This window comes from Pseudomonas sp. MF6776 (assembly GCF_016613125.1).
Classification (GTDB): Bacteria; Pseudomonadota; Gammaproteobacteria; order Pseudomonadales; family Pseudomonadaceae; genus Aquipseudomonas; species Aquipseudomonas iridis.
The window spans coordinates 96,844-120,586 of the sequence record NZ_JAENSQ010000005.1 but is presented as its reverse complement, the minus strand read 5'-3'; the positions used below and the strand labels follow the sequence as shown (position 1 = coordinate 120,586).

The window sequence follows — 23,743 nt, the reverse complement described above, 5'->3', positions numbered from 1 at the left end:
TTGAAAAGTGGTCAATTCTAGCGCTTTAACATCGCGCGTATATCAGCCAATGCGCTGTTGCCACGCACGGCTTTGACTTCGGTCGGTGTATCGTCGTTGCCTTCCCAGGCCAGATCGTCCGGCGGCAGTTCATCAAGGAAGCGGCTAGGCGCGCAATCGATGATCTCGCCGTACTGTTTGCGCTTGGCGGCGAAGGTGAAGGCCAAGGTCTGGCGGGCGCGGGTGATGCCCACGTAAGCCAGGCGGCGCTCTTCTTCAATGGTGTCGGCTTCGATGCTGGAGCGGTGCGGAAGAATTTCCTCTTCCATGCCCATGATGAACACGTAGGGGAATTCCAGACCCTTGGACGCATGCAGAGTCATCATCTGCACACCTTCGGCGCCGTCCTCTTCTTCCTGCTGACGTTCCAGCATGTCGCGCAGGACCAGTTTGCCGATGGCGTCCTCGACGGTCATTTCGCCTTCTTCGTCCTTCTCAAGGGTGTTTTTCAACGCCTCGATCAGGAACCAGACGTTGCTCATCCGGTAATCCGCAGCCTTGTCGCTGGAGCTGTTGGTGCGCAGCCAGTTCTCGTAGTCGATGTCCATGACCATGCTGCGCAGGGCGGAGATCGGGTCTTCGCCGGCGCACTGCTCGCGGACCTTGTCCATGAAACGCTTGAAGCGCGACAGGCGATCGGTGAAGCGGCTGTCCAGATGTTCGCCCAGGCCGATTTCATCGGTGGCGGCGTACATCGAGATCTTGCGTTCGGTGGCGTAGTTGCCGAGTTTTTCCAGCGTGGTCGAGCCGATCTCGCGGCGCGGCACGTTGATCACTCGCAAGAAGGCGTTGTCGTCGTCCGGGTTCACGATCAGGCGGAAGTAGGCCATCAGGTCCTTCACTTCCTGGCGGCCGAAGAAGCTGTTACCGCCGCTCAGGCGATACGGCACCTGATGGTGCTGCAGTTTCAGCTCGATCAGCTTGGCCTGATAGTTACCGCGATAGAGGATGGCGAAATCGCTGTACGGGCGGTCGGTGCGCAAGTGCAGGCTGAGGATTTCCATGGCCACGCGCTCGGCCTCGGCGTCCTCGTTGCGGCAGCGGATCACGCGGATCTCGTCGCCGTGGCCCATCTCACTCCACAGCTGTTTTTCGAATTCGTGCGGGTTGTTCGAGATCAGCACGTTGGCGCAGCGCAGGATGCGGCTGGTGGAGCGGTAGTTCTGCTCGAGCATCACCACTTTCAGCGACGGGTAGTCATCCTTGAGCAGCATCAGGTTTTCCGGCCGCGCGCCGCGCCAGGCGTAGATCGACTGGTCGTCGTCGCCCACCACAGTGAACTGATTGCGCGTGCCGATCAGCAGTTTTACCAGCAGATACTGGCTGGCGTTGGTGTCCTGATATTCGTCCACCAGCAGGTAGCGGACTTTGTTCTGCCACTTTTCGAGAATGTCGGCGTTGTCCTGGAACAACTTCACCGGCAGCAGGATCAGGTCGTCGAAGTCCACTGCGTTGAACGCTTTGAGCGTGCGCTGATAGTGGGTGTAGACGATGGCGGCGGTCTGTTCCTTGGGATTGCGCGCGTTTTCCAGCGCTTCGGCCGGCAGGATCAGGTCGTTTTTCCACGAGCCGATCATGTTCTTGATCTCGTCGACGCCGTCGTCGCCCGCATATTCCTTCTGCATGATGTCAGTCATGAGGGACTTGACGTCGGTCTCGTCGAAGATCGAGAAGCCCGGTTTGTAGCCCAGCCGCACGTGTTCCTTGCGGATGATGTTCAGGCCCAGGTTGTGGAATGTACACACGGTCAGGCCACGGCCCTCGCCACCCTTGAGCAGGCTGCCGACCCGCTCCTTCATCTCGCGCGCAGCCTTGTTGGTAAAGGTCATGGCGACGATGTACTGGGCGCGGATGCCGCAGTTCTGGATCAGGTGCGCGATTTTGCGCGTGATCACACTGGTTTTGCCGGAGCCAGCGCCGGCGAGCACCAAAAGAGGGCCGCCGACGTAGCTCACGGCTTCTTGCTGCCGGGGATTGAGTCGGGACATACGAAAATTCGGGAGTCGTTGACGAAATGGGCCGGCATTTTAACAGGCTCAGCGATTTGTGCTGCTCTGTCCGACTTGTGACGCACCACGCGATTCAAATTTGCCGGTTTTGTTACTTTCACGCAGGATGCATGGTGATTTTGCGGCTAATGTTCTCATTCATGACGCGTATTCGGTTTTTGATAACCGTTGTCATTTGGAGATTGGTCTGCGCACCGGCATAATGCCCGCCGCCCACATCATTGCAGAGTCTAGGGAGTCAGCTTGACTACGCCTGTCGAACCCTTGCGTTTGCTGTTACTGGCCGAAGAGCCAGCGTGGACAGCGCTATTGCGCGAGTGTCTGGCGCCAATGGGGAGCGCGGCAGTGCTGATCAGCGCACCGAACTGGGAGTCGGTCAGCCGTTTGTTCGAAGACAACCGCAACGCGGTACTGTTGACCCTTCCTGCATTACAACCGGCGCCGGGCCGTTGCAGCCTGCCGACGGTGTTGCTGCTGGAGCACGAACCGGTCACCGCGCCCGTTGGCGTCAGCGACTGGCTGGTGTTCGATGCCCTTGACGCTGGCATGCTCCGTCGTTGCCTGCACCACGTTCGCGAACGCGGCGTACTGGAAAACACTCTGCAGCGCCTCGCCGAACAGGATCCGTTGACCGGTATCGCCAACCGTCAGGGCTTCCAGACCTTGCTCGCCGCGCGCCTGGCGGAAAACGACGGACGAGGCCTGGCCCTCGGGCATCTTGACCTCGACAACTTCCGTCACGCCAACGACGCCCTAGGTCATCAGGCTGGCGACCGCTTGATCCTGCAAGTCGTTGCGCGGTTGAAAAGTCAGTTGGAGGCCGGTGATCAACTGGCGCGCCTGGGGAGTGACGAATTCGCCCTGCTGATCGACACCCGCCGCGCGCCGCAACGCGCCGAGTGGATGGCCGAACGCATCACCGAAGCCCTGGCCGAACCCTACTGGGTCGACGGCGAAAGCTTGTTGATCGGTTCCAGCCTCGGCATCGCCCATGCCCGCGCGCAGGGTGGCGCCGACCCGTTGATGTGGCATGCGCACATTGCCATGCAGCAGGCGAAAAGCACGCAGGGCTGCACCTTTCACATCTTCAACGAACGCATCAACCGCAACGCGCGGAGCATGGCCGACCTTGAGAGCGAGCTGCGCCGGGCCTTGCGTCGCGACGAGCTGGAGCTGCATTACCAGCCGCGCCTGAATATCGAAGACGGCCAGATCGTCGGCCTCGAAGCCTTGGTGCGTTGGCGCCATGGTGAACGCGGGCTGCTGCCACCCAGTGAATTCGTGCCGCTGGCCGAGCAGAGTGGCTTGATCGTGCCGCTGGGTTACTGGGTGATTTCCAGGGCCCTGCGCGACATGCAGGCCTTGCGCGAGCGCGGTTTGCCGGCGCTGCACATGGCGATCAACCTGTCGTTCCGTCAGTTTCAGGACAGCCAGTTGCTGCCGACGCTCAGCCGTTTGATCGCCGAACGTGGCGTCGAGGCGCAGTGGCTGGAGTTTGAACTGACCGAAACCGCAGTGATGCGCCGCAGTGACCTGGTCAAACAGACCATGGACGCCCTCGGCCGCCTCGGCGTGCGCTTCTCGCTGGACGACTTCGGCACCGGGTTTTCATCGTTCGTGCACCTCAACAGCCTGCCGATCGCTTTGCTGAAGATCGACAAGAGCTTCGTCGGTGGCATGGAACAACGCGAAGAGAACCGCAAACTGGTGCACGCGATGATCAACCTCGCGCACAACCTGCATCTGGAAGTAGTGGCTGAAGGCGTGGAAACCACGGAGCAACTTGAACTGCTGCGCGGGTTTGGTTGCGATCAGGTGCAGGGGTATCTGATCAGCCGGCCGTTGCCGTTGGCGGAACTGGTTGAATATCTCACCTTCGGCTCAAGCCAACAGCCAGCGCTTGAAATCGTGAGCTGAACACAATCTCCGGGTTAGGCATTAATCCCTGTGGGAGCGAGCCCGCTCGCGAAAGCGGTGTGTCAGGCAAAGATGATTTGACTGACCGATCGCATTCGCGAGCAGGCTCGCTCCCACAAAGTGAAACTCATTCAGGCTGAGGGATGTTGAAGCCCCGAGATTGCGGCTCACGCCGAATCATCCGCTTCATCTTCCACTCGAACGCCAGCGTCAGACTCACTGCCGCACACGCCAGCCCAAGCGCCAACCCCCACCAGACACCCGTCGGCCCCCAGTTCAGGTGGAACGCCATCCACCACGCCGCCGGCGCACCGATCAGCCAATAACAGCCGAGCCCGACCAAAAACGTGGTCTTCGCGTCCTTGAGCCCACGAATGCAGCCCATGGCAATCGTCTGCGTTCCGTCGAACAGCTCAAACCACGCCGCTACCGCCAGCAGGCTCACGGCCAGTTGGATCACCTCGGCAAACGCCGGATCGTTATGGTCGAGAAACAAGCCGATCAACTGATTCGGCAGTAGCCAGAACACCATCGCAAACCCCAGCATCGCCACTGCGCCGAACACGATCCCGACTCGCCCGGACATTCGCGCATCAACCAATTGCCCCGCGCCGTAATGCTGACCGACACGCATGGTGATGGCGTACGACATCCCCGCCGGCACCATGAATGCCACCGACACGATCTGCAAAGCAATCTGATGCGCGCCCAGTTGCGTGCTGCCCATGGTGCCCATGCACAGCGCGGCGAAGGCGAACAGCCCGACTTCCACCGCGTAGGTGCCGCCAATTGGCAGACCGAGGCGCCACAGCTCCTTGAGGTACTGCCGGTTCGGCCGCGACAACCCTGCGCGCAATGGATAAGCGTCGTACGCCGGATGTCGATGAATGTGCCAGGCCAGGGCCAGTGCCATGCAGTTGGCAACGATCGCCGTGACCAGACCGATGCCCATCAAGCCCAGTTTCGGCAGGCCGAACATGCCGGTGATCAGCGCGTAATTAAGCAGGAAGTTCGCCACTGTGCCGACCAGGCTGATGACCATGACCGGCGTCGCCCGGCCGATGGCACTGGTGAAGCCGCGCAGGGCCATGAAGCTCAGATAGCCGGGGAGGGCGAACGGCAGGGCAATCAGGAATTGCCCGGCGGCGTTGACGTTGGTTTCAGTCTGGCCGAACAGCAGCAACACCGGTTTCAGGTTCCACAACAGCAGCCCGGCACCCAGCGCCATCAGCCACGCCAGCCACAACCCGGCCTGGGTCAGGCGTGCGGCGCCAATAATGTCGCCCGCGCCCTTCCGGATCGCTACCAGCGTGCCGACCGCCGCTATCACGCCAATGCAGAAAATCGACACGAACGAGTAAGTCGCGGCGCCCAAGCCACCGCCGGCGAGCGCCTCAGGGCTCAGGCGCGCCATCATCAAGGTGTCGGTCAGCACCATCAACATATGCGCCAACTGCGAGGCAATCAACGGCCCCGCCAGCCGCAGGATGGCCCAGAGTTCAGTACGCACAGGATGCTGCATGGTCATCACCCGCCATCAATCGAGGGAACAAGAGACCGTCGATTCTCGGCGCTTGGAAGGGATTGCACAAAGGGATAAAAAGGATGGCTGGCATGATTAAAACTCATCATGAAAGAATTCTGCTAAGTTGGCCGCATCCCGCTACAGGAGCTTTGTGCATGTCCCGTCGACTTCCTCCGTTGTATGCCCTGCGCGCATTCGAAGCGGCAGCGCGACATAGCTCGTTCACCCGTGCGGCCGAGGAACTGTCCATCACCCAGAGTGCGGTGAGTCGGCACATTCGAACGCTTGAAGATCACTTCGCCTGTCGACTGTTTCATCGCAGCGGACGCAATTTGCAGCTGACCGAAGCGGCGCGCCTGCTGTTGCCGGGCATCCGCGAAGGCTTCACAGCGCTCGAGCGCGCCTGCAACACCTTGCGCGCCGAGGACGACATCCTGCGCATGAAGGCGCCATCGACCCTGACCATGCGCTGGTTGCTGGCGCGCTTGAGTCGCTTCCGGCATTTGCAGCCGGGCAACGAGGTGCAGTTGACCAGTGCGTGGATGGACATCGACTCGGTGGACTTCAACGATGAGCCGTTCGACTGCGCGGTGTTGCTGAGCGACGGCCATTTTCCGCTGGACTGGGAGGCCAGCCTGTTGTTTCCCGAGGAACTGATCCCCGTTGGCGCGCCCAATCTGCTGCACGATCAACCTTGGGACGTGGCCCGACTGGCGGCTGCCGAGTTGCTCCATCCGACCCCGGATCGCCGCGATTGGCGCAGTTGGCTGGAGCACATGGGGTTGGCCGATCAGGTGTCGCTCAAGGGCGGGCAGGTGTTCGACACGCTGGAGTTGGGGATGATCGCTGCGGCGCGGGGTTACGGCGTGTCGATGGGCGATTTGTTGATGGTGGCTGAAGATGTGGCGCAAGGCCGCTTGAGCCTGCCGTGGCCTACGGCTGTCGCCAGTGGCCTGAATTATTACCTGGTGTGGCCCAAAACCCGTCCGGGAGGTGAACGTTTGCGTCGTCTCAGCGACTTCCTGCAAGGCGAGGTCCGCGCCATGGAACTGCCGGCAGTTGCGCGCTTGAGCTGAAACGTTAGAGCCGCCACAATGCCGGCCTTGTGCCATAACCCTGCTATTCGCTCAAGTATTTGGCGCTGCCGCCGAATACGTGCATGTGGAACCGTCGTGCCGGTGTCCACGAGTGACCCCCAACTATTAGAAAATTATCCGAGTCGAGATCAAGGAGGATCCCGTGGCTCGGCCAGGAGCTGACCATGTCTCAACCTCGCGCTCGGATCGCCTCGCAGCTGGGCCTCGCGCTCGCCGTGATACTGGCGATTGTCATCAGCGGCAGTACAGTCTTTGCCTTGCGTTCGCTGGATAACGCCAACCTTGCCACCCGTGAAGAGCACCTGGCCAGTGAGGCTCGGCTGCTGGCCGACCAACTGAGCACCTTCCACGGCACGTTGCGAGAAAGCACTCAGCGCTTGAGCGGTTTGTTCGAGAAGCGCTTCAGCGCCGGTTTGAGCATTCACCCGAGTGAGCCGGTAACGGTTGCCGGCACCCAGACCCCGGGTCTGCACCTGGGCAGCGAAGTGTTGAACAACAACTTCATGGAAGTCGACGAGTTCACACAAATGACGGCGGGCGTTGCCACACTGTTTGTGCGCAGCGGCGAAGACTTCGTGCGGGTCAGCACCTCCCTGACCAAACAGGATGGCAGCCGCGCCATCGGCACCTTGCTCGATCATGCGCATCCGGCCTATGCGAAGTTGATGGCGGGGCAAAGCTACGTCGGCCGGGCGTTGCTCTTTGATCGTTCTTACATGACCCAGTACACCCCGGTGCGCGATGGCAGCGGCAAGGTGATTGCGGTGCTGTTCGTCGGCTTCGATTACACCGACGCGCAGAACGCCCAGTTCGACAACCTCAAGCGCTTCCGCATCGGTCAGACCGGTTCGCTGGCCCTGCTTGATGAACAGAACAAATGGCTGGTTGCGCCAGCAGGTGTGCAAGCGCTGGATCAAGCGATCCCGGTGATCGGCGGCATGTCCAAAACGCCGGGCAAAGGCCATTTCTGGAGCGACAAGTCTGAAGACTTCTACAGCGTTTCGGTGCCCTTCGACGGCGGGCCGTGGGCGGTCGTGGCGAGCATGCCGAAAGCCGAGATTCGTGCAGTGACCTGGAGCGTCGGCACGCAACTGGCCATCGGCAGCCTGCTGGCGATGCTGCTGGCGGTTGGCTCTGTGGTTTGGTTGCTGCGCAGCAAATTGGCGCCGTTGAGTGACCTGGTACGTCAGGCCGAGGCCTTGGGGGCCGGTGATCTGAGCGTGCGTCTGAACGTGTCGAGCAACGATGAAATCGGTCAGCTGTCTCGCGCCTTCAACCAGATGAGCCAGGCACTGTCGACCATGGTCGAGCACATCCGCCTCGCCTCGGAAGAGGTCAACAGCCGTGCCCAGGCGCTGTCCGGTTTGTCCGGCGGCGCGTACGAAGGCATGGAGCAACAATCCGGCGAGATCACCAGCATGGCTGGCGCGGTTGAAGAGTTCAGCGCGACGTCGCTGGACATTGCCGACAACATGGGCGCAACCCAGCGCCTGGCGCAGGAAAACGCTCAGCAAACGCAGATCGGCCGCAGCTCGATGGAAGAAGCTTCGTCGTCTCTGGAGCAGATTGCTGGCGCCCTGAACAGTACCGCAACAGTGATCAACACTCTCGGCCAGCGCTCCCAGGAAATTGGCGGCATCGTTGGCGTGATTACCTCGATTGCCGAACAGACCAACCTGCTGGCGCTCAACGCTGCGATTGAAGCGGCCCGTGCCGGTGAACAAGGTCGCGGCTTTGCCGTGGTGGCTGATGAAGTGCGCAGCCTGGCCTCGCGCACCCGTCAGGCGACGGATGAAATTTCCAGCATGATCCACAGCATCCAGCAGGAAACCGGCAACGCAATCAGCACCATGGAGCAGGGCAACGTGCTGATGCAGGAAGGCTTGTCGCGTAATGCCAACGTTGCTTCGGCACTGGCGCGCATCGATGAGCAGAGCCGCTCGGCGGGGCAGCAGTTTGCGGCGATCACGACGGCGACTCAGGAGCAGAGCAGCACGGCGACCTTGCTCAGCAGCAACCTGCAAAGCATTGCGCTGGCCAACAGTGAGCAGCGTGAAGTTGTGTCGAACCTCGCGGTCACTGCCAAAGAGCTGGAGAAACTGGCGGCGGACTTGCGTTCCGAGGTTGATCGCTTTCGTTGATGCGCCACTGAAATAGCTTCGCGAGCAGGCTCGCTCCCACAGTTTTCTGGGTGGCTCACAAATCTTGTGAACATCCGAAAATCCCGTGGGAGCGAGCCTGCTCGCGAATACGTCGCCGCCGATATGGCAGATCACCCTGTATCTCCTTCATTCGTACTTGCTGAAACGTTTCCGCAGCGCTATAAAAATGGCACAACTCCAATAAAGGCTGCTGCCATGACCCCGCTCAAACTTGTCGCCGCACTCGGCGCACTGTCCGCTGCCTCCCATGCCATGGCTTGGGATTACGTCCTCCTCGACACTGACAAACCCGCGCAAAACTGGACCGTCACCAGCGAGCAACTCGGCGTGAAAACCGACAAGCCTTTCTCTGTGAGCCTGCGAACCTTGCACGGTGGGCGGCAGGAAGGCGTGAGTATTGTCGACATCGATAACGGCACGATGAAACTCTCGGTGGTGCCAACCCGTGGCATGAATGTCCTGCACGCTTCCGTTGGCAGCGTGCGGATGGGCTGGGATTCGCCGGTCAAGGATGTGGTCAACCCGGCATTCATTGAGCTCAATGGGCGCGGTGGTCTGGGCTGGCTGGAAGGTTTCAACGAGTTGGTGACCCGCTGTGGTTACGAATGGGTCGGCCATCCCGGCATGGACAAGGGTGAGCTGCTGACCCTGCACGGACGCGCCGCCAACATCCCGGCCAGTACCGTCACGTTGCATATCGATGAAAAGCCGCCCTACGCCATCAGTTTGCGCGGAGAGCTGAAAGAGCAGGCGTTCAAGAAAGTCGACTTTTCGGTCGTTACTGAACTGGTCACCGAGCCCGGCAGCGTGCGTTTCGCACTCAACGATACGTTGACCAACAACGGCGATTATCCAAAGGAATACCAGGCGCTGTATCACAGCAACTTCAGTACGCCATTCCTCGAACAGGGCGCACGCTTTGCTGCACCGGTAAAACAGGTGTCGCCTTTCAACGACAAGGCCAAGGGCGATTTGGCCGACTGGCAGACCTACCGCGCCCCAACCAAGGACTATGACGAAACCGTCTACAACGTCGTGCCCTATGCGGATGCCAAAGGCGAAACCCTGACCGTTTTGCACAACAAGGCCGGTAGCCTCGGTGTCTCTGTCGGTTTCAATACCCGGCAGTTGCCGGTGTTTTCCCTGTGGAAAAACACTGACACCCAAGGGCAGGGCTATGTCACGGGACTGGAGCCGGGCACCAGTTTTTCCTACAACCGCCGCTATCAGCGTCCGCTGAATCTGGTCCCGACCATTGCACCCAAGGAACACAAACAGTTCCAGATCAGCTACAGCCTGCTCGCGGACAAAGCTGCCGTGGATAACGCCTTGAAGCGAGTAACCGAAATCCAGGCCGGGCGTGAAACCGAAGTGCGGCAAGCGCCGCTGGTTGATCTGACCGAGCATTAAGGCGTCGCCGGCCGGTATTGCAGCGCTTCGGCCAGGTGCTCACGTCTGATTGCATCGACTTGCTCAAGGTCTGCCAGTGTCCGGGCAACCTTGAGTAACCGATGTGCCGAGCGAAGCGATAAAGTCAGCCTTTCGCAGGCTGACTCCAGCCAGGTTTCGTCGGCTGTGGATAACTTGCAGTGCCTTTTCAGTCCAGGCAAATCGAGAAATGCATTGGCGCAGCCTTGACGCTTCAGCTGCCGCTCACGCGCCTCGGCCACCAACGCCGCGGCGCTGGCGCTGTCCTCTCCCGGTTTCACTTGCGGGTTCAACGCCGTCGCTTCCCGCGCCACCGTCAGGTGCAAATCGATCCGGTCCAGTAACGGCCCCGAGAGCTTGTTGCGATAGCGCTGCACCATGTCCGGCGTGCACGAGCATTTGCCACTCGGCTCACCAAGATATCCACAGGGACACGGGTTCATCGCCGCCACCAACTGAAACCGCGCCGGGAAACGCACACGATCCTTGGCCCGGGCAATCACGATATGCCCGGACTCCAGCGGCTCGCGCAGCACCTCCAGCACCTTGCGATCAAACTCCGGCAACTCGTCTAGAAAAAGCACGCCGTGGTGGGCGAGGGTGATTTCGCCGGGTTGTGGTTTTGAACTACCGCCGACCAGTGCCGGGCCTGACGCCGAGTGATGCGGCTGGCGAAAGGGGCGCTGGGGCCAATGGGTCAGTGGCACGCCGCTGGCGACGGATTGAATCGCCGCCACCTCCAGCGCTTCGCATTCGGACAAAGGTGGCAGTAGCCCCGGCAGTCGACTGGCCAGCAGCGTCTTGCCTGTCCCCGGCGGCCCGCTGAACAGCAGGTTATGCGCACCCGCTGCGGCAATCAGCAACGCGCGTTTGGCGGCCATCTGCCCTTGAACTTCATTGAGATCGGGATAGGGTCTGGCGGCATGGATCAAACCGTCCGATACGTAAGGCTCCACCGGCGTATGCCCATTGAAATGCGCCACCGCTTCCAGCAGATGATCAACCGCATACACCTTCAACCCCGACGCCAGGCACGCCTCCTCGGCATTCGCTCGCGGCACCACCAACGCCCGCCCGGCCTTGCGCGCCGCCAGTGCCGCTGGCAACACCCCGCGTACCGGCCGCACCGCGCCGGACAACGCCAGCTCTCCGAGGCATTCCACATCGTCCAGCGTGAGACACGGCACCTGCACACTCGCCGACAAAATCCCCAAAGCAATCGCCAGATCAAACCGCCCGCCATCCTTGGGCAGATCCGCCGGCGCCAGATTCAAAGTGATCCGCCGCGCCGGAAACTGCAGCCCGGAGTTGATGATCGCGCTGCGTACCCGATCCTTGCTCTCCTTCACCGCCGCCTCGGGCAGGCCAACCATGGTCAGGGAGGGCAGACCGTTTGCCAGATGAACTTCGACAGTGACGGCTGGAGCATCCACGCCAATCTGGGCGCGACTGTGGACGATGGAGAGGGACATGGTCGTTCCTTGAGCTGAATCGGGGTCCGCTTCCTGCGGGTTTTTTAAGGGTAGTCGGGAGAAGTCGTTTCAGCAGGGAGGTGTACAGGGCAACGTTTCGCAGAATGTTGCAGGAGCGAGTCGAGAAATTCTGAACCAGAACTGCAAGCAGAATTAGCGATTATTACTGTAGGAAATGGCGATCTTTTAAGTGCGAGCCAAGGAGCGTGAGTAGGCCATTTCCGAAAGCTTTGAGGGAGCACCGAAAGCGCGGGATGCCTTGTTTGATTTTTTCGACATCAGCCCCGAGGATGTTGAAATCGTCGATTACCACTGAGGTGAGTATGACTAAAAATGGTATGCGTCCGGTACATCCGGGCGAGATCCTCAAAGATGAGTACCTGGAGCCTCTGAACCTGACGGCTGCTGCGCTGGCGAGGGCGTTGAGTCTATCCACTCCGACGGTGAACGACATCGTTCTACAACGCAGAGGTGTCAGCGCTGATATGGAGCTCAGACTGTCCTACTGTCTGGACACCACCCAGAGTTTTGGCTGAACCTGCAATCGACTTACGATTTGCGCAAAGCGGAAATTGAAAGAGGTGCTTCTATCCATGATCAGGTGGAGCGGCTGGCACATTGCGCGTAATTATTTAGATCAAGCAGTGAAGTCATGCGTGACTGAATGGAACTATGAATTCTGAACAAGTGTTGCAAATCCAGGCGCTCATCGAAGCCGACCCAGTGCGCATGAGCATATTGAGTCTGGTGCAATCTCTTGGTTTACCTGATTGCTGGGTCGGCGCAGGGTTTCTGCGTAGCGCGGTTTGGGATCACTTGCACCAGCGTGCTTACTCGCCATTGCCTTCGGACATCGATGTCATCTGGTTCGATCCGGGGCGGGCCACTGTTCAGTCAGACACTGAACTGGAAGCCTGTTTGCGAAATATGGATGCTTCATACAATTGGTCAGTAAAGAACCAGGCGCGCATGCATCTGCGAAATTCTGATACGCCATATGCCAGCGCAATTGATGCCATCAGGTTCTGGCCGGAGACAGCCACGGCAATTGCCATAAGGCTCGACTCGCAAGGCGCTCTGGAGGTCGCAGCGCCGCTTGGTTTGGAGGATCTGTTGCAACTTGTTGTTCGACCTACAGCAAGGTTCCAGATCGACAAACGGGAAATCTATCTGGAACGCATGCAGGGGAAAGACTGGCTTCGCACTTGGCCAAATCTGAAGTTTACCGAGTAATCGCCTTTTTTTGATCAAAAGATCGCAGCCTTCGGCAGCTCCTACAGGGGGGTTGCGGGGTTACTCGGCGGGCGGCGTCAGCTTCGCTTCCATCTCGGCAACTTTCGCTTCGAGACTTTCGAGGCGGGCACGAGTGCGGGCCAACACCACCATCTGACTATCGAACTCTTCACGGCTGACCAGATCGAGTTTGCTGAAGGCACTTTGCAGCAGCATCTTGAATTGGCTTTCGATTTCGGCTTTTGGCAGCGGGGTGTCGCCGCTGAACAGGCGGGAAGCGGTGCCGCTCAGGGCGTCGAGGAAGTCTTTGGGCGCGAGCATGGGAAATGTCCTGGAAACAATGGCCGGCAGTGTATCACGCAGTGTCTATAGTCAATCTCGTCGTCAGGGATGCACGCTTTTCGCGCAGGCAGACGGACGGTGACGCACCGTTGTTGTGCGTATCCGCGAAGCGTTTTGCACGCGAGTGCTTGCGGTAGCGGCCAAGGGATTGAAATCAGAGGTTTTTGCCGAGATGGCAAGGTTTCTGCTTAGTCACTCTTGACCCATGCACTGATGCAGTCGCTGTGACGAATGCAGTGCGGCAGACGAAGCGGGGAGTTTCGTCAGCAGCGGTTAGCTGGCGTCAGTCGGACAGGTATGGCCGACGATGCGTTACAAAGCCAGGCACTGCGCTTAGACTTGAGTCGGGTTTGTTTTCCTGGGGCAAGTCCACCAATTCGGGAGAGAGTTTTCATGAAGCTAGTCACTGCCATCATTAAGCCGTTCAAGTTGGACGACGTGCGCGAGTCGCTGTCCGAAATCGGCGTGCAGGGCATTACCGTTACTGAAGTCAAAGGCTTCGGCCGGCAGAAGGGTCACACCGAGCTGTATCGCGGCGCGGAATATGTGGTCGATTTTCTGCCCAAGGTGAAAATCGACGTGGCCATCGACGACAAGGATCTGGATCGGGTTATCGAAGCGATAACCAAGGCGGCCAACACCGGCAAGATCGGTGACGGCAAGATCTTCGTGGTCAATCTGGAACAGGCGATTCGCATCCGTACCGGCGAAACCGATACCGACGCGATTTAAGCGCCGCCACAAACCCAACGCCCCAGGAGAAAACAATATGACTCTGCGTAAATTCGCAGGGCTAGGAGCCCTGTTGTCCATCGTAATGCCCGGCCTTGCAATGGCGGCAGACGAAGTGGCGGCCCCAGTCCTCAATTCCGGCGACACAGCCTGGATGCTCACCTCGACGGCCCTCGTGCTGTTCATGACCATTCCCGGCCTGGCGCTGTTCTACGGCGGCATGGTTCGCTCGAAAAACATTCTTTCCGTGTTGATGCAGTGCTTCGCCATTACCGGTCTGATCAGCATCCTGTGGGTCATTTATGGCTACAGCATCGCGTTCGACACCACCGGCATGGAGCAGGGCGTCGTCAACTTCAACTCGTTCTTCGGCGGCATGGGCAAGGCGTTCCTCGCCGGTGTCACGCCTTCGAGCATTACCGGTCCTGCCGCGCTGTTCCCTGAGGCGGTGTTCATCACCTTCCAGATGACCTTCGCGATCATCACTCCGGCGTTGATCGTCGGTGCGTTCGCCGAGCGGATGAAGTTCTCCGCGATGCTGATCTTCATGGGCATCTGGTTCACTCTGGTGTATGCACCAATCGCGCACATGGTCTGGTCCGGTAACGGCGGCCTGATGTGGGACTGGGGCGTACTTGACTTCGCTGGCGGCACCGTGGTGCACATCAACGCCGGTGTTGCCGGTCTGATTGCCTGTCTGGTACTGGGCAAGCGCAAAGGCTTCCCGACCACGCCGATGGCGCCGCACAACCTTGGTTACACCCTGATGGGCGCCGCGATGCTGTGGGTCGGCTGGTTCGGCTTCAACGCCGGTTCCGCTGCTGCGGCCAACGGCACCGCTGGCATGGCGATGCTGGTCACCCAGATCGCGACCGCTGCTGCTGCACTGGGCTGGATGTTTGCCGAATGGGTCACTCACGGTAAGCCAAGCGCACTGGGCATCGCTTCTGGTGTGGTTGCCGGTCTTGTGGCGATCACCCCGGCTGCCGGCACCGTCGGCCCGATGGGCGCACTGGTGATCGGTCTCGCGGCAGGCGTGGTGTGCTTCTTCTGCGCCACTACCCTGAAACGCAAACTCGGTTACGACGACTCCCTGGATGCCTTCGGCGTGCACGGTATCGGCGGTATCCTCGGCGCGATCCTCACCGGTGTTTTCGCCGCTCCTGCCCTGGGTGGCTTCGGCACTGTCACCGACATTGGTGCGCAGGTCTGGATTCAGTGCAAAGGCGTCGGCTTCACGGTCATCTACACCGCGATCGTCACCTACGTCATCCTCAAGGTCCTGGACGCCGTAATGGGTCTGCGTGTGACCGAGGAAGAAGAGTCGGTTGGCCTCGATCTGGCTCAACACAACGAACGCGGCTACAACCTGTAAGACGCGAAGTAAAAAATTGCCCGGCTTGCCGGGCATTTTTTTGTCCGGGATTTGTCGTTTAAGGAACAGCTGAAAGGATTTTTCGTACGCCTTTAGTCGTGTTTACGACGAGCGTTTTTCTACGGCCAAAGGCTTACATCATTGCAGGAATATTAGGGCCTTTGTTTTTTCCCAGAGCGCGCTAGAATGCGCCCCGAACGTGCGGAGAACTGTATGTGGCAACAGACTCTGATAACCCTGCGGGCAAGGCCCCGGGGCTTTCATCTGGTAACGGACGAGTTGATTCATGGCTTGCCCGAACTCAGGGAGTGTCGGGTCGGTCTGTTGCATCTGTGGCTGCAGCACACCTCGGCATCGTTGACCATCAACGAGAACGCCGATCCGGCGGTCCGTCGCGACTTCGAACGATTTTTCAATCGTCTGATCCCACAAGGAGCAGACGGCTATGAGCATAACGACGAAGGCCTGGACGACCTCCCGGCGCACTTCAAGGCCAGCGTGCTTGGCTGCCAGATCAGTCTGCCGGTTTCGGCAGGTCGATTGGCACTGGGAACCTGGCAAGGTGTTTATCTGGGCGAGCACCGTGATCACGGCGGTGCCCGTAAAGTCCTCGCCACCTTGCACGGTGAAGGGGCATAGCCGCTGGTCAGCAGCGGCGAACGATTTTTTAACGGCGACTTTCGACAGTTGCCAAAGCTGGTCTATAACTAATCTGCTTTTCGCAAGTCATGAGGTAGAACATGAGCGACGATGATCTGGAAAACGACGACCTCGAAGTAGGCGACGAAGACGAGGCCGAGGAAGGCCTGGAAGCGGCAGCGGAAGACGTTGCTGACGACGATGGCGGCGAAGATACGCCGGCCCCGGCTGCCAAAGGCAAAGCCAAGGCTGCGGTGTCGGTAGACGATTTGCCGAGTATTGAAGCCAAGAACAAGGAGCGCGATGCCCTGGCCAAGGCCATGGAAGAGTTCTTGTCGCGTGGCGGAAAAGTGCAGGAAGTGGAGGCCAATGTGGTCGCCGATCCGCCCAAGAAGCCGGACAACAAGTACGGCAGCCGCCCTATCTGAGGCGTGCCGCTTGCTTGCTGAAAAAGCCCGCCGTCGCTGCGGGCTTTTTTGTTTTTGATGTTTACGAGAAATTTATTAGGGGAGCGGTTCCGTGCGACACAACCTCAGTCCGTTGCTCTTGTGAGGGTCGAACTGAAGCAATCACTGATGCTCTTTTCTCCAGGTTTTTTCTCAACGTTAAAAATGTTATAAGCTTCCGGCAAACTATTGGCAGATATAGTGTGTCGAGGGGCATTTCTGCAAAGTATAAATAAACAGTAATATGAAGCACCTGATTATTTATTTGAGTAGCTACCTTCGGTATCGGTATCGGTATTGGCATTCTATAAAGTAAAATCATGCGGAGTGGGTTCGGCGTGAAGAAAGACTCTGAGAGGGTATGTAAGAAGTGTTGACTTATAGAAGAGAAGTTGATGGCCTTCGCGCCCTCGCGGTATTACCTGTCATCTTGTTCCATGCTGGTTTTGGAATATTTAAAGGGGGGTTTGTTGGTGTCGATGTCTTTTTCGTTATCAGCGGCTATCTGATTACATCGATCCTTCTTTCTGAAAAAGAGCGCGGTACCTTCTCATTGCTCAAATTCTACGAGCGAAGGGCGAGACGCATCCTGCCCGCGCTTTTCGTCATGATGGTTGTATCAATGTTTTTCGCGTGGATATGGTTGCTTCCCAGAGATATGAAGGATTTCTCTGGCAGTTTGGCGGCAGTTTCGATTTTTTCGTCGAATATATTTTTCTGGAATGCAAGCGGTTATTTTGATACTGCTGCGGAGCTGAAGCCGCTTCTTCATACATGGAGTCTGGCGGTAGAAGAGCAGTACTATTTGTTGTTCCCAGTTTTCCTTATGGCGACTTGGCAGCTGGGTAAGAAATTTATCATCTATACATTACTGCTGATTTTCATTGCCAGTTTGCTCGCGGCGCAGATTAACGTCAATGAATACCCGGCTGCTACATTTTATCTCTTGCCAACAAGGGCTTGGGAGCTTGTGATGGGTGCGCTCATAGCTTTTTATCTTTTTGGAGGCAACGATAAAAAGCTTGGACAGTTCACAGCGCAGTTCGGCGCTGGCGTTGGTTTTTTGCTCATCGTCTTTTCAGCGGTCTATTTTGACAAGAACACCCCATTCCCTAGTTTCTATGCACTCGTACCTACGGTGGGTGCAGCACTTGTTATTCTATGCGCAACGCCGACAACCTTTGTGGGTAAGCTACTTGGGGCGAAAATTTTTGTCGCTGTTGGCTTGGTCAGTTACAGCGCCTATTTATGGCATCAACCATTGTTCGCTTTTGCCCGATATAAGATTTCTCCAAATCTTAGCCTGGAGGTGATTGCTGTATTACTACTGCTAACTGCAATCTGTGCCTACTTAAGCTGGCGGTTTATTGAAGGGCCCTTCAGGCAGGCGCGAGCGTTCAGCCCCAAGCAAGTGGCCTCATTTAGCGCACTTGTACCGGTCTGCTGTTTGACATTCGGTTTTGCCGGATACGCTACAGAAGGAAATTTTGCACGGTACGACGCCGCATCAATGGATATTCTTGCTTTTACTGAAGAGAAGAGCGATTTCGTCTGGGCCAAGGCGGACAAACTGGGCTTGAAAGATTTCGACGGCGGCGCTGATAATAAAATATTGGTGATCGGTGATAGCATGGCCGCTGATTTTATTAATGTGCTACATGAAACAGAATACTACGATAAAAGCGACATTTCTTTCTACAGGCTCGAGTATGCTTGCGGGAATTTATATCTCGATGAAAGTTTTATTGATAAAGTTGATCCAGACCATCGACAGCAATGTCTGAATGGTAACTGGTATGATAAAGATAAGCTCAAAAAGTTACTGGTCGAAGCTGATCGGGTTATTCTTGTGTCGGTTTGGACTCCGTGGCAGATAGAGTTGTTAGGCAAAAGTTTATACAATCTTGAGCGAGATTTTGGCAAGGATAAATTTTTTGTAGTAGGAAGAAAATTCTTCGGGGTCGTTGATTTACTCAAGCTGAGCAGTCTTAATTTTGATCAAAGAATATCCTACCGTTCTTCTCAGGATGCGGGGATTGATTATATTAATAAACTGTTGTCTTCTGCTGTGAAAAAAGATCGCCTTCTCGATCTGGAGTCAAGTATTTGTCAAGATGGTCAATGCCCTTTATTTGATATGAACGGCAAGCTGATGTCTTCCGATGGCTCTCATTTGACTCCCGCCGGGGCGAAGTATGTTGCTGAAAAGATAATCGCCCTTCCAATCTTGAAGTCATTGATGAACCAGTAATTTTTGATCTGCTTACGGCGGCTGAGCAATCAATATTGGGTCATTGGTTGTTCAGCCTTCCTTGATGTTATTGGTCGGCAAAGGCGATTGTACGTTGCCGACTGTAAGTCATAAATACTGCTCTCCTCATTTGCCGCGCACAGTAAAAGCGTTCAATTTTTGTTTGTCCTGTATTCTCCGATGGCCCTGCAATCCTTTCCCATCCTCGCATCGCAACACCCCTTTATTGGCTTGTAGGCCTTTTGCCGGTATTGAGCCAGGTGCGCGAAGTCGTGAGGATTAAGGGGCGAATTTGAAGTTTATAATTGATTCGGTCGAGGTTTTTACCGATTTTGTTAGAAGTAAGTTGTGAATTGTCCTGTTTTATAGAACTTCGTTAAGTGTGTGATTTTTAATCAGTTGATTAATTTAACTGTTTTGTTAAAATTACCTTCTGCGAATGACGTCGCGTAATTAAAGATTGCTATGACGTCATATGGGTGCCGAGGAGAAGAAAATGTTGGATCCAATATATGCCGTTGTCGGTACAGCTGGGCATTTGCTTCTGGTAGATTTAAACTCGAAAAAGGTCTTCCCGATCGAGAGCGAGCGTTCTGAGTATTACGGTATCAGCTGGTTTCCCGGCGGTGAAGAATTGGTACTTTCACATTCGGGTCTGGATAACTCGAAACTGCTGGATATTCACGGTTACGCCAACTCTGAGCTTGGCTGGATCTCCCGCGGCCACCAACGCACTGAGCCGTTTTTGTCGGCACCCCATCAAATTCTTTGTGCATCTGATGGTCGCGTAGTCAGCACCAATACAGGCAGAAATGCCATCACTGTAATTGATTTGAGCAAGCCAGGTCATTTCCAGGAGAAGAGACTGTCGGACGCGCGCTGGGATCGATTGTCTATCCAGGAAATTACCGGCGATCATTTGAATTCCGTATTTGAAAAAGACGGACATCTGTATGTCGTTGCCCATGGACATCATCATGGTTCGTTACTGGCTGTTCTTTCTTACCCGGAACTTGAACTTGTCAGTCTGGAGCCTATTGAAGGAAGAACCGGCCTGCATAATATATGGTTGACGGATCAAGGGCAGAAAATCGCCTGTCATAGTAATATCGGTGCATTGATCGACGTCGATGAAAACAGAATTATTTGGGAGGCAGGTAGTCCGATTTTTACTCGCGGACTGGCGGTTTCTACGGATTTCATGGTTGTCGGTGAAAGCCAGATGACAGGGCGTGATTTGCGCCGTAGTTCGATGAGCGGGTTGTGGATTCTGGAGCGCGATACCTTTAAAGCGTTGGATTACATTTGCCTCGGGCCATATGGTGCTGTCAACGAAGTTCGCTTGTTAAGCGTTGCTGACTTGGCACACCATGGCCAAGTTTTCAACAATGTTCCAGCGCTTATTGAAAACAACCTGTTTGCCCGCAAATCCCAAGAAAGATTGGTCGTCAGTCGACGGCTGCTGAGTGCAAAAAGTCAGTGGGCGGATATGGAACTCATCTACGGTGGCCCGACACAACTCTCGGATGGTGGGAAAGAGGCAAAACTGGATACACTCTGTTTGATTAAGCAACTAGATGATTCTGGGCAGTCGGAAAGAACTCTGGAGTTCAGCTATACGCTGGGCAGCACTTCTTCCGATGCCCATGCTGGCGTTGTTACCTATCAGGGCAACGGTGGTGACACCGACATGCATGCCTTGTTAATTCGACCAGCTAATAGCGAAGAAACGGGCCTGGTGCTCTGGACTCATAATGGTGTCGAGTGGGTTCGAGAGTTGGATGTTGATGTGCCAGGTCTGCCGTTCTCTGGCGTCATTCGCGTGACGGCGAGTGATGAAGGATTGACATTTCATGTTGATTCAAAGCTTATCCTTAGCCTGAGCGCGAAAAGACTGCCCTATCTGAAGGGGGCATTGGGTATACGTTGGATTGGTTCGACAATCAGGCGCTTCGATAAAGAAATTGATGCGGTTTGAGTTTTGATTATTACGGTGCCTGACAAGATTTGATGACGAGGGTGCAAGAGCGCGCCCTGATTATACTTTGGGTTTGCACTGTCAGTGCTGTGTGAGGTATCTGTTATGAAAAGAAAAACAACGGATATCAAGGATGATGTGGTATGGCACTCAACTCGAGTATCTCCAGACGAACGAGAGCGACTTTCGGTGCAAAAACCTTTAACGATATGGCTCACGGGGCTGAGTGCTTCGGGCAAGTCGACGCTGGCGTTTGCGCTGGAAAAATTTTTTGTCGAGAATGGCCGATCTGCCTTCGTACTGGATGGCGACAATGTGCGGCATGGACTGTGTAAAGATCTAGGTTTTACTGCGCAAGATCGTTCTGAAAACATTCGGCGTGTGGCCGAGGTGGCGAATTTAATGAACGATGCCGGGGTGATGGTCATGGTTGCATGTATCTCACCCAGCAGTGCTGATCGCGATAATGCCAAATCGATTATTGGCGAGGAGCGGTTTCTTGAGGTTTACCTGAGTACGCCGTTGAGCGTTTGTGAGCAACTTGATCCGAAGGGGTTGTACCGCAAGGCGAGAGCGGGCCAGATCCCGCACTTCACGGGTGTTAGTGCTCCTTATGAAGTCCCTGCAGCACCTGCACTTAAATTAGATGCGAGTGAACTGAGCGTGGCCGATTGTCTGCAGGAGATTCTTTCCAAAGTTGCCATTTAGTGACACTTGAATATGCGCCCCGGAGTTGATTGAAAGCGTCAATCGACTGTTGGGGCGCCAGCGGCATTCCACTGTGCGAGAACGGCTGGCAAGTCAGTCAAGCTACGGATCTCGGCATCCGGCAGACGATCCGCTTCCCAGTCTTTACCCGCCGGGTTGAACCACACCGCGCGCAACCCTGCCTCCTGCGCCCCGGCAATGTCATCGCCCGGATGATCGCCAATATGCACCGCGGCTTCGGCGCTCACGCCGCCGCGCTGCAATGCCTCGTGAAACAGTCGCGCATCCGGTTTGGCGATGCCGATGTCTTCGGCGCAGAGCGCAAACTTGAAGTAATCCGCCAGCCCCAATCGACGCACGTCGGCGTTGCCATTGGTGACCACGCCGAGGGCGTAATGATTGGCGAGAATTTCCAGTACCGGCTCGACTTCGGGGAACACCTCGATCTGGTGCCGCGCATGCAAGAACACTTCAAAACTCTTGTCCGCCAGCTCCGACGCTTCGCCATGGGCGTAACCCGCCTCTTCCAGGGCGTGGAACAACACCCGCCGGCGCAACGCACTGATGCGGTGTTTGAGGCCCGGTTCATTAGCCAGCACCCGTTCGCGGATCGACCACAAGTGCTCCACCGGTACCGCGCCCAGATTCGGCGCATGTTCGCTCAGCCATTCGCGCAATATCGCTTCGGCACTGACGATTACCGGAGCGGTGTGCCACAGGGTGTCGTCGAGGTCGAAGGTGATCAACTGGATGCTCATGAGTCATCGCCTTTCATGCGTTTGGCCCGTGGATGGGCACTGTCGTAGACCGCCGCCAGGTGCTGGAAGTCCAGATGGGTGTAGATCTGCGTGGTCTTGATATCGGAGTGGCCGAGCAGTTCCTGCACCGCGCGCAGGTCCTGCGAGGATTCCAGCAAGTGACTGGCGAAGGAATGCCGCAGCATATGCGGATGCAGGTTCTGCCCCAATTCACGCTCACCGGCCAGTTTGACCCGCACCTGAATGGCTCGCGGGCCGAGGCGCCGACCTTGCTGGCTGACGAAAACGGCGTCATCTGCCGGGTTGGTCATGGCCCGCAGCGGCAGCCATTGTTCGAGGGCTTCGCGGGCCTTTCTGCCGACCGGCAGCAGACGGGTTTTGCTGCCCTTGCCGAGCACCTGAACCATGCCGTCGGCGAGGTCGAGCTGATCGAGATTGAGCCCCGTCAGCTCCGACAAACGCAGGCCAGAGGAATAGAACAACTCCAGAATTGCCTGATCACGCAGCGCTAGAAAATCATCCTCGACCGCACCCTCAAGCAACTGCAGCGCACGGTCGGTATCGAGGGTTTTCGGCAGGCGACGTTCACCTTTCGGTGGCGCGAGGCCGGTGGCCGGATCGTGATCGCAGAGCCCTTCGCGGTTCAGATAGTGATAGAGCCCGCGCACTGCCGAGAGCAAGCGGGCGAGGCTGCGCGAGGACTGGCCCTGGGCATGCAGGCGGGCGATCAGGCTGCGCAGGCGCTGGATGTCCAGCGCGGCCCAACTGCCGATGTTCTGTTTGACGCACCAGCCGAGGACTTTATCGAGGTCGCGGCGGTAAGCCGACAGTGTGTGCGGCGACACCTGTCGCTCACTGCGCAGGTGTTCGCAGTAAGCGTCCAGTTGTCGTTCCATGTTCAGCGTACCGAGCGCAGCGAGCTGTTGACCCGTGGCAGCACGCGTCCCATGACTTCGGCGATGTAGCTGAGGAACAGCGTGCCGACCGAGCTCTTGTAGTGCTGCGGATCACGGCTGGCGATGGCCAGAATGCCGTGGATGCCCTGATGACTGATGGCGACCACCGCGGTGGAACCGATCTGTTTGCGTTGTTCTTCGCCGAACAGAAAGTCCAGCTCATGGTCACGCAGGGTGCCGCTGACGCTTTTGCCTTCGGTGAGCAAGCCGCCGATGGCAACTTGTGCGTCGGCGTGGCTGACCCAGCGCCCGACCGGCGCCGGGTTGTCGCCGAGCAGTATCAGGCTGACGAAGGGCACCTGGAAATCCTGACGCAGGCTGTCTTCGACGCTGATGACGACGTCTTCCAGGCTGGTCGCGTCCATCAGGGCAAGAATCAGACGACGGGTCTTGTCGAACAGGCGATCGTTGTCGCGGGCGACGTCCATCAATTGTGAGAGGCGATGACGCATCTCGATGTTGCGTTCGCGCAGGATGGTCATCTGCCGCTCGACCAGTGACACGGTGTCACCACGTCGGTGGGGAATGCGCATGGCTGGCAGCAGTTCTTCGTGCTCGACGAAAAACTCCGGATGAGCCTCCAGGTACGCGGCAACCGCTGCCGCCTCCAGGCTCTCGGACGCTGATTCGTCGGACTGTCGGGCGGGTACCTGAGGCTTATCGGTCATGGTTTCTG

Annotated in this window: 19 protein-coding genes and 1 pseudogene; 13 read left to right on the top strand and 7 right to left on the bottom strand. The window is 57.1% G+C overall.

Features of this window, described 5'->3' with window-relative positions:
• Nucleotides 1-17: 17 nt before the first annotated feature.
• Nucleotides 18-2,027 carry a DNA helicase Rep gene (gene rep, locus JJD74_RS07600; RefSeq protein ID WP_042561732.1) on the bottom strand — a complete coding sequence of 670 codons (2,010 nt, stop codon included), beginning with the start codon at nt 2,025-2,027 and terminating at the stop codon, nt 18-20.
• A gap of 264 nt (nt 2,028-2,291) precedes the next feature.
• Between rep and JJD74_RS07595 the strand changes: the two genes are divergently transcribed.
• Complete coding sequence (locus tag JJD74_RS07595) at nt 2,292-3,965, top strand: putative bifunctional diguanylate cyclase/phosphodiesterase (RefSeq protein WP_200612611.1); 1,674 nt, start codon at nt 2,292-2,294, stop codon at nt 3,963-3,965.
• 127 nt (nt 3,966-4,092) lie between these two features.
• On the opposite strand, the gene JJD74_RS07590 is transcribed toward JJD74_RS07595, so the two are convergent.
• Nucleotides 4,093-5,487: a NorM family multidrug efflux MATE transporter gene (locus JJD74_RS07590; protein ID WP_042562248.1), complete on the bottom strand. Its 1,395-nt coding sequence runs from the start codon at nt 5,485-5,487 to the stop codon at nt 4,093-4,095.
• Between the two features lie 158 nt (nt 5,488-5,645).
• On the opposite strand from JJD74_RS07590, the gene JJD74_RS07585 reads away from it, so the two are divergent.
• The 3 genes from JJD74_RS07585 to JJD74_RS07575 all read left to right on the top strand — a co-directional run bounded on the left by JJD74_RS07585 (nt 5,646) and on the right by JJD74_RS07575 (nt 10,159).
• Nucleotides 5,646-6,566 carry a LysR substrate-binding domain-containing protein gene (locus JJD74_RS07585; protein WP_200612608.1) on the top strand — a complete coding sequence of 307 codons (921 nt, stop codon included), beginning with the start codon at nt 5,646-5,648 and terminating at the stop codon, nt 6,564-6,566.
• A gap of 185 nt (nt 6,567-6,751) precedes the next feature.
• Nucleotides 6,752-8,728: a methyl-accepting chemotaxis protein gene (locus tag JJD74_RS07580; protein WP_042561729.1), complete on the top strand. Its 1,977-nt coding sequence runs from the start codon at nt 6,752-6,754 to the stop codon at nt 8,726-8,728.
• A 216-nt stretch (nt 8,729-8,944) separates the two neighbouring features.
• Complete coding sequence (locus JJD74_RS07575) at nt 8,945-10,159, top strand: aldose 1-epimerase family protein (protein ID WP_150593470.1); 1,215 nt, start codon at nt 8,945-8,947, stop codon at nt 10,157-10,159.
• On the opposite strand, the gene JJD74_RS07570 is transcribed toward JJD74_RS07575, so the two are convergent.
• Nucleotides 10,156-11,649, bottom strand: coding sequence for a YifB family Mg chelatase-like AAA ATPase (locus JJD74_RS07570; protein ID WP_200612605.1), 1,494 nt, complete (start codon nt 11,647-11,649; stop codon nt 10,156-10,158). The two genes, JJD74_RS07575 and JJD74_RS07570, sit on opposite strands and share 4 nt — an antisense overlap.
• 323 nt (nt 11,650-11,972) lie before the next feature.
• On the opposite strand from JJD74_RS07570, the pseudogene JJD74_RS07565 reads away from it, so the two are divergent.
• Both JJD74_RS07565 and JJD74_RS07560 read left to right on the top strand, forming a co-directional pair.
• Nucleotides 11,973-12,277 (top strand): annotated as a pseudogene (locus JJD74_RS07565) (HigA family addiction module antitoxin).
• A 44-nt stretch (nt 12,278-12,321) separates the two neighbouring features.
• The gene (locus JJD74_RS07560) at nt 12,322-12,882 is read left to right on the top strand and encodes a nucleotidyltransferase family protein (RefSeq protein ID WP_047304127.1); all 561 of its coding nucleotides are present in this window, start codon (nt 12,322-12,324) and stop codon (nt 12,880-12,882) included.
• Nucleotides 12,883-12,942: 60 nt separating this feature from the next.
• Here the strand turns inward: JJD74_RS07560 and JJD74_RS07555 are convergent, their stop codons facing one another.
• Entirely contained in the window at nt 12,943-13,203 is a 261-nt protein-coding gene (locus JJD74_RS07555) for an accessory factor UbiK family protein (protein WP_007920416.1), read from the bottom strand.
• Between the two features lie 414 nt (nt 13,204-13,617).
• Here JJD74_RS07555 and glnK point away from each other — a divergent pair, with 414 nt between their 5' ends.
• The 7 genes from glnK (at nt 13,618) to cysC (ending at nt 21,353) form a co-directional block, all read left to right on the top strand.
• A complete protein-coding gene (gene glnK / locus JJD74_RS07550; protein WP_002555808.1) occupies nt 13,618-13,956 on the top strand; it encodes a P-II family nitrogen regulator in 339 nt (112 codons plus the stop codon).
• 37 nt (nt 13,957-13,993) lie between these two features.
• Nucleotides 13,994-15,331, top strand: a complete 1,338-nt coding sequence (locus JJD74_RS07545; protein ID WP_042561723.1) for an ammonium transporter — start codon at nt 13,994-13,996, stop codon at nt 15,329-15,331.
• A gap of 213 nt (nt 15,332-15,544) precedes the next feature.
• Nucleotides 15,545-15,970 (top strand): secondary thiamine-phosphate synthase enzyme YjbQ, encoded by a 426-nt coding sequence (locus JJD74_RS07540; protein WP_042561722.1) that lies wholly within the window; start codon nt 15,545-15,547, stop codon nt 15,968-15,970.
• 101 nt (nt 15,971-16,071) lie between these two features.
• Complete coding sequence (gene sutA / locus JJD74_RS07535; protein WP_042561721.1) at nt 16,072-16,398, top strand: transcriptional regulator SutA; 327 nt, start codon at nt 16,072-16,074, stop codon at nt 16,396-16,398.
• A 388-nt stretch (nt 16,399-16,786) separates the two neighbouring features.
• Nucleotides 16,787-18,667: an acyltransferase family protein gene (locus JJD74_RS07530; protein WP_200612601.1), complete on the top strand. Its 1,881-nt coding sequence runs from the start codon at nt 16,787-16,789 to the stop codon at nt 18,665-18,667.
• A 496-nt stretch (nt 18,668-19,163) separates the two neighbouring features.
• Nucleotides 19,164-20,645, top strand: coding sequence for a hypothetical protein (locus JJD74_RS07525; RefSeq protein WP_200612598.1), 1,482 nt, complete (start codon nt 19,164-19,166; stop codon nt 20,643-20,645).
• 105 nt (nt 20,646-20,750) lie between these two features.
• Nucleotides 20,751-21,353, top strand: a complete 603-nt coding sequence (gene cysC / locus JJD74_RS07520; RefSeq protein WP_200612595.1) for an adenylyl-sulfate kinase — start codon at nt 20,751-20,753, stop codon at nt 21,351-21,353.
• Nucleotides 21,354-21,391: 38 nt separating this feature from the next.
• On the opposite strand, the gene JJD74_RS07515 is transcribed toward cysC, so the two are convergent.
• From JJD74_RS07515 to JJD74_RS07505, 3 genes are read right to left on the bottom strand one after another with little or no spacing between them, the layout of a single operon-like run.
• Nucleotides 21,392-22,111, bottom strand: a complete 720-nt coding sequence (locus tag JJD74_RS07515) for an HAD family hydrolase (protein ID WP_200612593.1) — start codon at nt 22,109-22,111, stop codon at nt 21,392-21,394.
• Nucleotides 22,108-23,007: a tyrosine recombinase XerC gene (gene xerC / locus JJD74_RS07510; protein ID WP_047304123.1), complete on the bottom strand. Its 900-nt coding sequence runs from the start codon at nt 23,005-23,007 to the stop codon at nt 22,108-22,110. Before xerC ends, JJD74_RS07515 begins: the two co-directional genes overlap by 4 nt.
• A gap of 2 nt (nt 23,008-23,009) precedes the next feature.
• Complete coding sequence (locus JJD74_RS07505) at nt 23,010-23,735, bottom strand: DUF484 family protein (RefSeq protein WP_042561718.1); 726 nt, start codon at nt 23,733-23,735, stop codon at nt 23,010-23,012.
• Nucleotides 23,736-23,743 lie beyond the last annotated feature (8 nt).

Bases quoted from the DNA above. Each gene is read 5' to 3' on its own strand.
- JJD74_RS07590 (WP_042562248.1), bottom strand. From the start codon at position 5,487: ATGCAGCATCCTGTGCGTACTGAACTCTGGGCCATCCTGCGGCTGGCG.
- JJD74_RS07575 (WP_150593470.1), top strand. From the start codon at position 8,945: ATGACCCCGCTCAAACTTGTCGCCGCACTCGGCGCACTGTCCGCTGCC.
- glnK (WP_002555808.1), top strand. From the start codon at position 13,618: ATGAAGCTAGTCACTGCCATCATTAAGCCGTTCAAGTTGGACGACGTG.
- JJD74_RS07570 (WP_200612605.1), bottom strand. From the start codon at position 11,649: ATGTCCCTCTCCATCGTCCACAGTCGCGCCCAGATTGGCGTGGATGCT.
- JJD74_RS07525 (WP_200612598.1), top strand. From the start codon at position 19,164: ATGTTGGATCCAATATATGCCGTTGTCGGTACAGCTGGGCATTTGCTT.
- xerC (WP_047304123.1), bottom strand. From the start codon at position 23,007: ATGGAACGACAACTGGACGCTTACTGCGAACACCTGCGCAGTGAGCGA.
- JJD74_RS07560 (WP_047304127.1), top strand. From the start codon at position 12,322: ATGAATTCTGAACAAGTGTTGCAAATCCAGGCGCTCATCGAAGCCGAC.
- rep (WP_042561732.1), bottom strand. From the start codon at position 2,027: ATGTCCCGACTCAATCCCCGGCAGCAAGAAGCCGTGAGCTACGTCGGC.
- JJD74_RS07585 (WP_200612608.1), top strand. From the start codon at position 5,646: ATGTCCCGTCGACTTCCTCCGTTGTATGCCCTGCGCGCATTCGAAGCG.
- JJD74_RS07555 (WP_007920416.1), bottom strand. From the start codon at position 13,203: ATGCTCGCGCCCAAAGACTTCCTCGACGCCCTGAGCGGCACCGCTTCC.
- cysC (WP_200612595.1), top strand. From the start codon at position 20,751: ATGAAAAGAAAAACAACGGATATCAAGGATGATGTGGTATGGCACTCA.
- JJD74_RS07505 (WP_042561718.1), bottom strand. From the start codon at position 23,735: ATGACCGATAAGCCTCAGGTACCCGCCCGACAGTCCGACGAATCAGCG.
- JJD74_RS07580 (WP_042561729.1), top strand. From the start codon at position 6,752: ATGTCTCAACCTCGCGCTCGGATCGCCTCGCAGCTGGGCCTCGCGCTC.
- JJD74_RS07545 (WP_042561723.1), top strand. From the start codon at position 13,994: ATGACTCTGCGTAAATTCGCAGGGCTAGGAGCCCTGTTGTCCATCGTA.
- JJD74_RS07515 (WP_200612593.1), bottom strand. From the start codon at position 22,111: ATGAGCATCCAGTTGATCACCTTCGACCTCGACGACACCCTGTGGCAC.
- JJD74_RS07540 (WP_042561722.1), top strand. From the start codon at position 15,545: ATGTGGCAACAGACTCTGATAACCCTGCGGGCAAGGCCCCGGGGCTTT.
- sutA (WP_042561721.1), top strand. From the start codon at position 16,072: ATGAGCGACGATGATCTGGAAAACGACGACCTCGAAGTAGGCGACGAA.